Genomic DNA, 12293 nt, shown 5'->3' with positions numbered 1-12293 from the left:
TCAGTCCGCAACGCCTTCGGGAAGCGGCAGCGACGAGATGAGCGCATCAAGCGAGAAGTCATATTGGCCGCAGCGCCCGGCCTTCGCCCGGAACCGCGTAAAGTCGATCCGGTTGAACGCGCGCGTCCTGATGAGATCGCCGACCGAAGCGAGATTGTCACGCGTGATCGCGGACGTCTTGACCTCGACTTGGGGGGAAACGGCTGCGAAATCGCAGCCATCGGCATAGTCGCGCAGGAGAACGATCGACCAGCCGCCGAGCAGGAAATGCCCGCCGTCGGTCAGGAGCAGACGACCTGCCTTGATCTCGCGCAGCGCGGCCTCGGACCAATTGAGACCCACGACCTGGATATTGCGGCCGGGCACAAGGCCGGCAGCGATCACCGCGCGTAGCGCGCCGAGCGCCATCGGATCGTTTCCGGCCCATATGCCGGCAGGCCGGATTTCCTTGCGAGATGCCCAGCCCAGATAATTCGCCGTGACCCGCTCGGCCTCCGACTGCGTCCAGTTGGCGAACAGCAGCCGGTCCACCACGACGTCTGGCGCGGCGTCCACGGCCAGCTTGAGACCGGCGTTGCGGGCGATCGAGGCGGGCGTGATCTCGTCGCCACCGATGCCGAGAATGTGGATCTTGCCGTCGGGGCTCTGCCACTTCTCGGCACGCGCAATCCCGATCAGCGCATTCGCCATCCGCGCGCCCGCGGTCTGAAGATCGGTCGTGATGTCGCCGAGCCAGGTCTTGAGCTTTTGACGCGGCGGTCCAAGACGCGCCGCATCCTCGCCGATGAGCGTGTTCGAGAGCAGCAGCGTCTTGACGCCCGCAGCCTCGGCCGCCTCCAGGATCGGAACGGCGGCGGACTCCTCGTTCGACAGGATAAGGAAATCGGGCTTGTCGGGACGTGCCAACACGCCGAAGCCGAGCTCCTGCATGGTGCGGTAATTCCGTTCGCTGGTCAGCACCTCGACATGCGCGTCGAGCTTGCGGCCGGCGGCCTGCATGGTCTGCGCGACCATGTCCCAGTAGACCTCACCGGTCTTGCCGGGATTGACGAAGACGATGTCGAGGGGCTTGGCAAGGCTGCCGCCGGCATACGCGAAGATGCTGAAGGCCATGCCCGCAGCGAGCAACATTCGTCCAACTCTCGGCATTTCCATTCCCACCCGATCGGTTCCGAGATTGGACCCGCGTCCGCTAACACTTTGCAAATCCATCCGGTGACAGCGGCGCAGAGCTAATGAAAGGTATATCTGCCGTGCCGAATTGAGATAATCGAAGCGCCGGCGATCAGGCGCCCCTTCCGTGCCCTCAGCAATCTGAAACCCGCAACTCGCTATCCACCGGAAGCGCGACGCGCGCGAGAGAGCGGCATCCCTCGCCGTCCCGAGCTGAACAAGCGGGCCGCCCGAATTTATCCGAGGGCCTGACCGCTGCCGCGTTATCAGATATGACATCGCTGGGTGGCCGCGAATTCTCAGGCGTGTCACCTTGATCGACGCTCCGTGCACGATCGCACGATCTGATGTTCGACCGGGGAGATGTGTCTTGAGCGCAATGGCGGAAGCGGCGGATATCACACATCTCCGAAGCAAATCGGCCGGGCGAACCGACGACCAACAAGACACCCTGAAATTCGCCGAAGCTGCTCTTGCCGACAGCAAGCGTGATGGCCTGCTGCTGGCCGTCCGGGCCCGCTGGGCCGCGCTTGCGGTCACTGCCGTTACCCTGCCGCTCATCAACCCGAACTGGGATGTCGTCTATTACATCCTGACGCTGGGCCTCTTTGCCCTCATCGGCTGGGCGCAACTGAAGGTCGGCAAGGTCGGCCGTTCGCGTTCGGAACTTTTCCTCATATTTTGCGATCTGGCGCTATTGGCCTTCCTCAGCGTCGTGCCCAATCCCTGGAGCAACCTTGACTGGCCGATCGGAATGCAATTCCGCTTCGACAGCTTCATCTATTTCTTCATTTTCCTCGCCACTGCCACGCTCGCTTATTCCTGGCGAACGGTGCTCGCGATGGGCGTGTGGACCGGAGCACTCTGGACCATCGCCGTCGGCTGGGCCTACCTGCAACCGGAAACCCATGCCGCGCTGTCGGAGCGCGTCAGGGAGGCGATCGGTGCGGATATTCGCATGTTCAACGTCCTCGACCCCTCCTCGATTGGTTTCGGCCAGCGTTTCCAGCAAGTGATCGTATTCATCGTCGTGGCCGCTATCCTGGCGCTGGCGGTGCGCCGTTCGAATGCGCTCTTGATCAGTCATGCCGGTCTCGAGCGCGAACGAGCCAACCTGGCGCGTTACTTCTCCCCCAATGTCGTCGATGAGCTCTCCGGCAACGACGAGCCCCTCGCGAGGGTCCGCACGCAGGACGTCGCGGTGCTGTTTGCAGATATCGTGGGATTCACCGCCTATGCCGATGGACGCGCCCCGAAGGACGTCATCGAGACGCTGCGGCAATTCCACGAGCGAATGGAACGGGAAGTGTTCCAGCACGGCGGAACGCTCGACAAGTATCTCGGGGATGGACTCATGGCGACTTTCGGTACGCCGTTCGTCGGCGATTCCGATGCGCTGAACGCCTTGCGTTGCGCGAGGGGCATGATCGCCTCGATCGCCAAGTTGAACAGCGAGCGTAGCGATCGCAACGAACCGCCGATCCAAGTCAGCGTCGGCTTGCACTACGGGCAAGTGGTGCTGGGCGATATCGGCCTCAACCGGCTTGAATTCGCCGTGATCGGCACCACCGTGAATGCGGCGAGCCGCCTCGAGGCGCTGACCCGCGAATTCGGATGCGCTATCGTCGTCAGCGACGCGCTGGTACAACAGGCCCACGCCGAACCGAATCACTCGAGTACCGATTTCGCAGCGCTCGTCGAGCGGCCGGCACAGACCATTCGCGGCCTCGAGCACCCCGTCGGCATCTGGACATGCGCTAACGTCGGGCCTTGAAGCTTGCGGTGGATGCATCGGCACCCATCGCCCTTCAGAGATTCTATTCGTGCTAAGAACTTCCTCGCCCGTTCCACCGAGACCGCTATTTTCCTCCCATGGCCAAATCCACCCTCTCCTTCGTCTGCCAGAACTGCGGCGCGGCCTATAACCGCTGGCAGGGCAAGTGCGAGTCCTGCGGCGAGTGGAATACGCTCGCGGAGGAAGACACCAGCGGCAGCGTGCCGGTGTCGATCCGCTCCAAGCGCAAGGGACGGACGTTTGCGCTGGAGAGCCTCGCCGGGAAAAGCCCCGATGCGCCGCGCCTGTCCTCAGGGATGACCGAGCTGGACCGCGTCACCGGCGGCGGCTTCGTCCGCGGCTCGGTGCTGCTGGTCGGCGGCGATCCCGGCATCGGCAAGTCGACGCTGCTGACGCAGGCGACCAGCCTGCTGGCGCGCGCCGGCCACCGCGTCGTCTACATCTCCGGCGAAGAGGCGGTCGCCCAGGTGCGCCTGCGCGCCGAGCGGCTCGGGCTGTCGGACGCGCCGGTCCAGCTCGCCGCCGAGACCTCCGTGGAGGACATCGTCTCGACGCTGTCGGAGGGCGCGGTGCCCCGGCTGATCGTGATAGACTCGATCCAGACCATGTGGACCGACACGGTGGAATCCGCGCCGGGGACCGTCACCCAGGTGCGCGCCTCGGCACAGGCGCTGATCCGTTTCGCCAAGAAGACCGGCGCCGCCATCATCCTGGTCGGCCACGTCACCAAGGACGGCCAGATCGCCGGCCCGCGCGTGGTCGAGCACATGGTCGACGCGGTGATGTCGTTCGAGGGCGAAGGCTCGCAGCAATTCCGCATCCTGCGCGCAGTGAAGAACCGCTTCGGCCCGACCGACGAGATCGGCGTGTTCGAGATGACGGGCCTCGGGCTGCGCGAGGTCACCAACCCTTCCGAGCTGTTCCTGTCCGAGCGCGATCTCGGCACGCCCGGCACCGCAGTCTTTGCGGGCATCGAGGGCACGAGGCCCGTCCTGGTCGAATTGCAGGCGCTGGTGGCCCCGACCTCGCTCGGCACCCCGCGCCGCGCCGTGGTCGGCTGGGATCCGAGCCGGCTGTCGATGGTGCTGGCGGTGCTGGAGGCGCATTGCGGGGTCAAGCTGTCCGGCCACGACGTCTATCTCAACGTCGCGGGCGGCCTGCGCATCCATGAGCCCGCGGCCGATCTCGCCGCAGCAGCGGCGCTGGTGTCATCCCTGGTTAATGCACAGTTACCGACCGATGCCGTCTATTTCGGCGAGATCTCGCTGTCGGGCGTGGTCCGCCCGGTGGCGCAGACCCCGGCCCGGCTGAAAGAAGCTGCAAAACTCGGCTTCCAGCGTGCCGTACTGCCCGAATCGGCGCGCGGCGAGGCCGGCGGCGATGCCGGATTGTCGCTGAATGCGGTGAACAGCCTGACGACGCTGGTCGCCGAGATCGCGGCCCGCGGCTCACGCCGGGGCGAATCGAGCGGACCGGCAGAAAAAGCAGAGAAAAATGCCACACCGGCAAGATTCCGCCGCGGAGAGGGCTAGGTGGAGGTGACGACGCAGGCCCTCGCCGCTATACAGCCGTCACAAAAGCAGCATGGGATTGCGTGGTTGCGGCCTTGCCGGGAACGCCGTCTGCCCCTCTTTTAGGGCAGCGGCCCAACACCGATTCGGCTAGAGCATCTTTGAGAGTACGAGCGGACCAGACCAGCCGATGCCAGTAACACTCCTCGACCTGATCCTGCTCGGTGTGATGCTGATTTCGGGCCTGCTCGCCATGGTCCGCGGCTTCATGCGCGAAATCCTGTCGATCGCGGCCTGGGGCGCGGCGGCGATCGTGACGCTGTACTCGTTCTCGAAGCTGCTGCCGACCGCCAAGACCTATTTCAACAACGATACGGTCGCGAGCGTCGTCGTGGTTGCCGGCGTGTTCATCGGCACGCTGGTGGTGGTCTCCGTGATCACGGTGCGGATCTCCGACATGATCCTGGATTCGCGGATCGGCGCGCTGGATCGCACCCTCGGCTTCCTGTTCGGTCTGGCTCGCGGGCTTTTGATCGTCGTGGTCGCCTTCCTGTTCTTCACCTGGCTGGTGCCGGACAAGCAGCGCCCGGACTGGGTCACGGGGGCCAAGTCCCGCGTGGTGCTGCAGGGAACCGGGGATTGGCTGATGGCCCTCTTGCCTGACGACCCCGAGAACACCATTTTGAAGAAATTCAAGAAAAACAAACCAGAAGATGATCAAGCTGAATCCGAGCAGCAGCCTTCGGGCAGTGGCGACGGGTACAGTAAATCTGCTCGTGACGGCATGAAAAAGCTGATCGAGAAACCTGCGGCGCGTTGATTGGCCCTAAAGAGAGGCGAGAACGAGATGCGATACCCTGACCAGGACGCCCAACTTGATCTCGACCCGAACGCCGTCCCGGGCCCGGCCGCGCTGGAGCTTCAGGACGATCTGGAGGGGGATACGCTGCGCGAGGAATGCGGCGTGTTCGGCATCTACGGTCACCCCGATGCGGCTGCCATCACGGCGCTCGGCCTTCACGCCCTCCAGCACCGCGGCCAGGAAGCCGCCGGCATCGTCTCCTACGACGGCAGCCGCTTCCACAGCGAACGCCGCCTCGGCCTCGTCGGCGACACCTTCTCCCGCCGCGAGGTGATTGACCGCCTCCCCGGCAATGTCGCAGTCGGCCACGTCCGTTACTCCACCACCGGCGCCACCATTTTGCGCAACGTCCAGCCGCTGTTCGCCGAGCTCAACGCCGGCGGCCTCGCGGTCGCGCATAACGGCAATCTCACCAACGGCCTGACGCTGCGGCGCGAGCTGGTACGGCACGGTGCGATGATGCAGTCGACCACCGACACCGAGGTGATCCTGCATCTGGTCGCGCGCTCCAAGCGCGCCCGCTTCATCGAGCGCTATATCGATGCGCTGCGCGAGATCGAAGGCGCCTATGCGCTGGTCTCGCTGACCAACAAGAAGCTGGTCGGCGCGCGCGATCCGCGCGGCATCCGCCCGCTGGTGCTCGGCGAGCTCGACGGCTGCCCGATCCTGACGTCGGAGACCTGCGCGCTCGACATCATCGGCGCCCGCTTCGTGCGCGACATCGAACCGGGCGAAGTCATCGTGTTCGACGAGAACGGCCAGGACATCCACAAGCCGTTCCCGCCCATGGCGCCGCGCCCCTGCATCTTCGAATACATCTACTTCTCCCGTCCGGATTCCATCGTCCATGGCCGTTCGGTCTACGAGGTGCGCAAGAATTTCGGCGCGCAGCTCGCGCGCGAAAGCCACGTGCCGATCGACGTCGTCGTACCGGTGCCCGATTCCGGCGTGCCCGCTGCAGTCGGCTACAGCCAGTATTCCGGCGTGCCGTTCGAGCTCGGCATCATCCGCAACCATTATGTCGGCCGCACCTTCATCCAGCCGACGCAGGCGATCCGCGAATCCGGCGTGCGCATGAAGCATTCGGCCAACCGCGCCGCGATCGAAGGCAAGCGCATCATCCTGATCGACGACTCGCTGGTGCGCGGTACCACCTCGAAGAAGATCGTGCGCATGATGCGCGATGCCGGTGCCAAGGAAGTCCATTTCCGCCTCGCCTCGCCTCCGATCCTCTATCCCGATTATTACGGCATCGACCTGCCCGACCGCGGCGGCCTGCTCGCCGCGACGCATTCGCTGGAGGAGATGCGCGAGATCATCGGTGCGGACTCGCTCGCCTTCCTGTCGATCGACGGCATGTACCGCGCCATGGGCGAACCCGGCCGCGACCCCGCCAATCCGAAGTTCTCGGATCACTGCTTCACCGGGGCGTATCCGACCCACCTCACCGACCAGACCCAGACCGAGCCGCAGCCGCGGCAATTGTCGCTGCTGGCGGAGGCGAGCTGACGGCGCAGCCGTCATCCCGGGGCGGTCCGTAAGGACCGAACCCGGGATCTCGAGATTATCAGGTGCGCAATTGCGCACCGTAGTTCGATGCTTCGCTTCGCCCCGGAATGACAGGCGACGTGGGGGCTTGCTCCGGCCATCCACGGCTGTAAAACCCGGCCATGACAAAACCCCTCGCCCATCGCATCGCTCTCGTCACCGGCGCCTCACGCGGCATCGGCTATGCCACCGCAATCGCGCTGGCGAAGGCCGGTGCGCATATCGTGGCGACGGCGCGGACGCAGGGCGGGCTCGAGGAACTTGACGACGAGATCCGCAAGGATGGCGGCAGCGCCACCCTGGTGCCGCTCAACCTCACCGATACCGACGGCATCGCGCGGCTGGGCGCCGGCCTGCACGAACGCTACGGCAAGCTCGATATCCTCGTCGGCAATGCCGGCGTGCTCGGCCCCTCCTCGCCGATCGGCCATATCGAGCTGAAGGCCTTCAACGACGTGATGGCCGTCAACGTCTCCGCGAACTTCCAGCTGATCCGCTGCATGGAGCCGCTGCTGAGGCAGTCCGATGCCGGGCGCGCCGTTTTCGTCACCTCCGGTGCCGCCAACAAGGCGACAGCCTATGTCAGCCCCTACGCCGCATCCAAGGCCGCGCTGGAAACGCTGGCGCGGGCCTGGGCGCAGGAGACCGCCAACACGAAGCTGCGCGTGAATCTGTTCAACCCCGGCCCTGTCCGCACCCGCATGCGCGCAACCCTGATGCCGGGCGAGGATCCCGCGACGCTCGACACGCCCGAGCAGGTCGCCGAATTCATCGTGCCGATGTGCGCGCCTGACTGGACCGAAACCGGCAAGTTCTACGACTACAAGACGCGCAGCCTGATGAGCTTCCGCGCACCGGCCTGATTGACACCATGGCGATTGACGCCAAGGGTAACGGCCATACCGCCGAGGTCGACACCGGAAAGCGCATTCAGAAATTCAGGCTGACATCGGACGCGTTCAAATAGCGTCTCAACACATCTTGCCCAATAGTTAACCGCCGGATGACGCTAAGACGCAGCGCCATCCGGCTTTAGGCGCATTGCCGCCGGCCGTGGGACAGGCTAGAGCCATCAGCCGGAACAAGGCTCCGCAAGAGGGCCGTCCGCATATTTGACAATGGAGGAAGCTTTTATGACGACGACGTTCGCACGCCGCACCGTGGCCCTTCTGGCCTGTGCCGCTTTCGGTTTTGCCACTTCCGCCTTCGCCCAGGACAAGACCATCAAGATCGGCGTGCTCAACGACATGTCGAGCCTGTACGCCGACATCGGCGGCCCGAATTCGGTCGCGGCGGTGAAGATGGCGGTCGAAGACTCCGGCCTGAAGGCGAAGGGCTGGACCATCGAGGTGCTCTCCGGCGATCACCAGAACAAGCCGGACATCGGCGTCAACATCGCCCGGCAATGGATCGATTCCGACAAGGTCGACGCCATCGCGGACACGCCGAGCTCCGGCGTTGCGCTCGCTGTGAGCAACCTCGTCAAGGAAAAGAACGCGGTGCTGCTCAATTCGGGCGCGGCCACCGCCGACCTCACCGGCAAGGCCTGCACGCCCAACACCGTCTCCTTCACTTACGACACCTACATGCTCGCCAACGGCACCGGCAAGGCGCTGACCAAGGCGGGCGGCGATAGCTGGTTCTTCCTCACCGCGGATTACGCCTTCGGCCATGCGCTGGAGCGTGATACCGGCGCGGTCGTCACGGCAACCGGCGGCAAGGTGCTCGGCGGCGTCAAGCACCCGCTCAACACCGCGGACTTCTCCTCCTTCCTGCTCCAGGCGCAGTCCTCCAAGGCCAAGATCATCGGCCTCGCCAATGCGGGCGGCGACACCACCAACGCGATCAAGCAGGCCGCCGAATTCGGCATCGTCCAGGGCGGTCAGAAGCTCGCCGCCCTGCTGCTGTTCATCAACGACGTGCACTCGCTGGGCCTGAAGACCGCGCAGGGCCTGACCTTCACCGAGTCCTTCTATTGGGACCTCAATGACCAGACGCGCGAATGGTCGAAGCGCTTCCAGAAGGCCTCGCCCAAGGGCTCGATGCCGTCGATGACGGTTGCGGGCCTCTATGCCGAGATCCTGCATTACCTGAAGGCCATGGACGCGCTCGGCAGCAATCCGCGCGACGGCGCCAAGGTCGTGGCCAAGATGAAGGAATTGCCGACCGACGACCCGCTGTTCGGCAAGGGCCCGCTGCGCGCCGACGGCCGCCGCCTCATCCCGGCCTATCTGTTCGAAGTCAAGAAGCCCGAGGAGTCGAAGGGCCCGTGGGACTATTACAAGCTGGTCGCCACCATCGCGCCTGAGGACGCAGCCAAGCCGCTCAAGGACAGCGACTGCCCGCTGGTGAAGAAGTGACCGCGTAGCGGTCGCACGAAGGTTTTGAAGGCGTCATGCCCGGGCTCGTCCCGCCTGCGCGGCCGTAGCCGCTTCGGCGAGGCGAAGGCCCGGGCATTGGCGTTTCAGACCGTCTTCGTCGCGGCCGGCGCGGCACTTGCCGCTGCCGCCTCGCCGGCACCGTCACTCACGAGGGCCGCTTGCGCTTGTGCGCGAAGGGATTGGCCTTCTCGCGCAAGGTGATGCGCACCGGCGTGCCCGGCAGCTCGAAGGTCTCACGCATGGAATTGGTCAAATAGCGCAGATAGGACTGCGGCACCGCATCGGCGCGCGAGCAGAACAGCACGAAGCTCGGCGGGCGCGCCTTCGTCTGCGTGATGTAGTTCAGCTTCAGCCGGCGGCCCGAGACCGCGGGCGGCGGATTGGCCTGAACCGCCTGCTCGAACCAGCGATTGAGCGCGGCCGTCGGCACGCGCCTGTTCCAGATCGCATAGGCGTCCTGGATCGCCTGCATCAGACGGTCGATACCCTCGCCCATCAGGCCCGACACCGCGACGATCGGCACGCCCTTGAGCTGCGGCAGCCAATGATCGGCATCGCGGCGCAGCCCCGAGATCGCGCCGCCGCCCTTGGTCTCCATCAGGTCCCATTTGTTGACCGCGAGCACGACCGCCCGTCCTTCGCGCTCGATCAGATCGGCGATGCGCAGATCCTGCTCCTCGAAGCGGTTCTGCGTATCCATCATCAGCACGACGACTTCGGCAAAGCGCACCGCGCGCAGCGCGTCCGCAACCGAGAGCTTCTCCAGCTTCTCCTCGATGCGCGATCGCCGGCGCAGGCCGGCGGTGTCGAACACGCGGAAATCGCGTCCCTTCCAGTTGATCTCGACGGCAATGGAATCCCGCGTGGTGCCGGCTTCCGGGCTCGTTAGCAGGCGCTCCTCGCCGAGCAGGTGGTTGATCAGCGTCGACTTGCCGGCATTGGGCCGGCCGACGATGGCGACCCGGATCGGGCGCGTCGCGGCCTCTTCCTCCGAGATCGGCGCGTCGTCGTCGTCTTCGTCTTCCTCGACCGGCTCGGGCATCAGCTTGGCCAGCGCATCGTAGAGCTCGCCCATGCCCTCGCCATGCTCGGCCGAGATCTGGATGGGGTCGCCGAGGCCGAGCGCAAAAGATTCCATGGCGCCGGCGTCGCCATGCTTGCCTTCGCTCTTGTTGGCGACCAGCAGCACCGGCTTGTTGGCCTTGCGGGCGAAATCGGCAAAGGCACGATCGGTGGGCGTGAGGCCGATGCGGGCATCGATGACGAAGAACAGGGCGTCGGCCTGCGCGATCGCGGCCTCGGTCTGCTCCTGCATGCGCGCGGTCAGCGAGCCCTTGGCGCCCTCGTCGAGGCCGGCAGTGTCGATGATGGTGAACTCGAGGTCGCCGAGCCTGGCCTCGCCTTCGCGGCGATCGCGGGTGACGCCCGGCAGGTCATCGACGAGCGCGAGCTTCTGTCCGACCAGGCGGTTGAACAGCGTCGATTTGCCGACATTCGGTCGGCCGATGATGGCGATTGTGAAGGACATGGGTCATTCGTGCGCTGCTAGGGCTGCGCCTGTCAATGCAATGAGGACAATTGTTTGGACACGGATTTTTCGGAAGAACCGCTTCACACTTCGCGCTAACGCGGCCTCGGGGTCCGGATCATGCTCTAGCGCGAGAAGCTCCCGCTCGGCAGCGGCGCCGGGAAAGCGCCCTGCGATTGCTGCTGCGTGGTCTGGGCCGGTTGCGCCTGCTGGACCGGCTGATCCGGCGGCGGTGCGGTGGTGCGCCTGCGGACGATCTTGTGCTTGGGCGGCGGAGCGGCTGTGGACGGGGCGGCCTCCGGCTGGGCCTCGCCATCGATCTCGCCGGCGGGGGCTTCAGCCGGCGCAACCGCTGCTGTGGCCGGCTGCCGCGTCTGCTTCGCCTTGGCACCCTTCGCCGGCCTGGCGGGTTCCGGCGGCGGCTCGGCGGGCAGCGCCGCGACGGCAGGCGCGTTGGGATCGGGCTGCTGCTGGGCGCCCTTGTAAAGATCCCTCGGCACGCCCTGCTCAAGGCCCGGCACACCTTCCGGGAACACAGGCTTGCGGTCGCCCGGCAGCTTCTTCTTGGTATCGAGGAAGTCGAGCATGTCGCTCGGATCGAAGCTGGAGCAGCCGCCCAGGACGCCTGTGAAGGCGATCAGGACGGCGGCTGCGATCAAGCGTGGCGTGCGGCGCATCTTGTGTCTCGTTTACGTCAGAGGGCCGTCGTCAGCTCTTGGCGACAGGCGGCAGCAGTGCCTGAAGCGCCTCGGCGCGCGAGCGCAGGCCGGGCGGCGTTCCGCCGTCTCCGTCAATCGCGTCGAGCCATTTGCGGGCTGCGGTCATGTCATTGTTCCGCCAGGCCGACAGCGCCAGCATCTCGCGGGCGGCATGACGGAAGGTCGATTTCGGGGCGGCGGAGGGCTCCAGCCGCTGCTGCATGTCGGCGTAGCTGGCGCTGTCCAGCAGCAGGCCGGCGGCGCGGATCTTCGCGAGGTCCTGCCACTCGCCCCCGACGCTGCGATCGGCGGCAATGTCGTCATACATCTTCGCAGCGGCCTTGGGATCATGGCTCGCGGCCTCGGCGGCAGCACGCAGCCGCGCCAGGGTGCGATAGCCGGACGGAGCCTTGGCGGCGAGCTCGGTGAAGGCCTTCTCGGCGTCGGCGTGCTTGTCCTGCTCGGACAGCTCGACGGCCTTCTCGAAGGCGGCGCCGGCCTCGGCGGCCTTCTTGGCCTCCAGATATTGGTAGCCGCGCCAGCCACCGACTGCGGCCACGACCAGCACCATCAGGGCGACGAAGTAGATCGAATATTTGTCCCACAGCTTCTTGAGCTGCTCGCGACGTACTTCCTCGTCGACTTCGTTAAATAATTCAGACACTTATGCCAATCCCATGCCCGGCCGGGTGCGCGCGCGAAAGCGGTCGCGTCAGGATTCCCGTCCCCACGTGGCGGCGAGGTACCCTAACGATATGGCGGTGGCAAGGCAAAGCCAGCCCGATCAAGGCGTTAAC

The 12293-nt window shown here is 65.5% G+C and carries 10 protein-coding genes; 6 read left to right on the top strand and 4 right to left on the bottom strand.

What is annotated here, in order from left to right; all coding sequences use genetic code 11:
- Positions 1 to 1131, bottom strand: a complete 1131-nt coding sequence (locus tag AX729_RS03180) for an ABC transporter substrate-binding protein (protein ID WP_197433524.1) — start codon at positions 1129 to 1131, stop codon at positions 1 to 3.
- 421 nt (positions 1132 to 1552) lie between these two features.
- On the opposite strand from AX729_RS03180, the gene AX729_RS03175 reads away from it, so the two are divergent.
- The 6 genes from AX729_RS03175 (at position 1553) to AX729_RS03150 (ending at position 9249) form a co-directional block, all read left to right on the top strand.
- Positions 1553 to 2947: an adenylate/guanylate cyclase domain-containing protein gene (locus tag AX729_RS03175; RefSeq protein ID WP_061020458.1), complete on the top strand. Its 1395-nt coding sequence runs from the start codon at positions 1553 to 1555 to the stop codon at positions 2945 to 2947.
- Positions 2948 to 3045: 98 nt separating this feature from the next.
- Entirely contained in the window at positions 3046 to 4500 is a 1455-nt protein-coding gene (gene radA, locus AX729_RS03170; protein ID WP_061020457.1) for a DNA repair protein RadA, read from the top strand.
- A gap of 169 nt (positions 4501 to 4669) precedes the next feature.
- Positions 4670 to 5299, top strand: a complete 630-nt coding sequence (locus tag AX729_RS03165; protein WP_061020456.1) for a CvpA family protein — start codon at positions 4670 to 4672, stop codon at positions 5297 to 5299.
- Between the two features lie 27 nt (positions 5300 to 5326).
- Entirely contained in the window at positions 5327 to 6850 is a 1524-nt protein-coding gene (purF, locus tag AX729_RS03160; RefSeq protein ID WP_061020455.1) for an amidophosphoribosyltransferase, read from the top strand.
- Positions 6851 to 7011: 161 nt separating this feature from the next.
- Entirely contained in the window at positions 7012 to 7752 is a 741-nt protein-coding gene (locus AX729_RS03155; RefSeq protein WP_061020454.1) for an SDR family NAD(P)-dependent oxidoreductase, read from the top strand.
- Between the two features lie 270 nt (positions 7753 to 8022).
- A complete protein-coding gene (locus AX729_RS03150; RefSeq protein ID WP_061020453.1) occupies positions 8023 to 9249 on the top strand; it encodes an ABC transporter substrate-binding protein in 1227 nt (408 codons plus the stop codon).
- A 166-nt stretch (positions 9250 to 9415) separates the two neighbouring features.
- Here AX729_RS03150 and der read toward each other — a convergent pair whose 3' ends face one another.
- The 3 genes from der to AX729_RS03135 all read right to left on the bottom strand — a co-directional run bounded on the left by der (position 9416) and on the right by AX729_RS03135 (position 12160).
- Complete coding sequence (gene der / locus AX729_RS03145; protein WP_061020452.1) at positions 9416 to 10798, bottom strand: ribosome biogenesis GTPase Der; 1383 nt, start codon at positions 10796 to 10798, stop codon at positions 9416 to 9418.
- A 125-nt stretch (positions 10799 to 10923) separates the two neighbouring features.
- The gene (locus AX729_RS03140) at positions 10924 to 11475 is read right to left on the bottom strand and encodes a hypothetical protein (RefSeq protein ID WP_061020451.1); all 552 of its coding nucleotides are present in this window, start codon (positions 11473 to 11475) and stop codon (positions 10924 to 10926) included.
- A 31-nt stretch (positions 11476 to 11506) separates the two neighbouring features.
- Positions 11507 to 12160: a tetratricopeptide repeat protein gene (locus AX729_RS03135; protein ID WP_061020450.1), complete on the bottom strand. Its 654-nt coding sequence runs from the start codon at positions 12158 to 12160 to the stop codon at positions 11507 to 11509.
- Between the last annotated feature and the right edge of the window lie 133 nt (positions 12161 to 12293).

It is taken from the genome of Bradyrhizobium sp. CCH5-F6 (genome assembly GCF_001556045.1).
Taxonomy (GTDB): domain Bacteria; phylum Pseudomonadota; class Alphaproteobacteria; order Rhizobiales; family Xanthobacteraceae; genus Bradyrhizobium.
The sequence above is the reverse complement of the archived record's forward strand: the minus strand, read 5'-3'. Positions and strand labels throughout refer to the sequence as shown.

Bases quoted from the DNA above. Each gene is read 5' to 3' on its own strand.
- AX729_RS03180 (WP_197433524.1), bottom strand. From the start codon at position 1,131: ATGTTGCTCGCTGCGGGCATGGCCTTCAGCATCTTCGCGTATGCCGGC.
- AX729_RS03175 (WP_061020458.1), top strand. From the start codon at position 1,553: ATGGCGGAAGCGGCGGATATCACACATCTCCGAAGCAAATCGGCCGGG.
- radA (WP_061020457.1), top strand. From the start codon at position 3,046: ATGGCCAAATCCACCCTCTCCTTCGTCTGCCAGAACTGCGGCGCGGCC.
- AX729_RS03165 (WP_061020456.1), top strand. From the start codon at position 4,670: ATGCCAGTAACACTCCTCGACCTGATCCTGCTCGGTGTGATGCTGATT.
- purF (WP_061020455.1), top strand. From the start codon at position 5,327: ATGCGATACCCTGACCAGGACGCCCAACTTGATCTCGACCCGAACGCC.
- AX729_RS03155 (WP_061020454.1), top strand. From the start codon at position 7,012: ATGACAAAACCCCTCGCCCATCGCATCGCTCTCGTCACCGGCGCCTCA.
- AX729_RS03150 (WP_061020453.1), top strand. From the start codon at position 8,023: ATGACGACGACGTTCGCACGCCGCACCGTGGCCCTTCTGGCCTGTGCC.
- der (WP_061020452.1), bottom strand. From the start codon at position 10,798: ATGTCCTTCACAATCGCCATCATCGGCCGACCGAATGTCGGCAAATCG.
- AX729_RS03140 (WP_061020451.1), bottom strand. From the start codon at position 11,475: ATGCGCCGCACGCCACGCTTGATCGCAGCCGCCGTCCTGATCGCCTTC.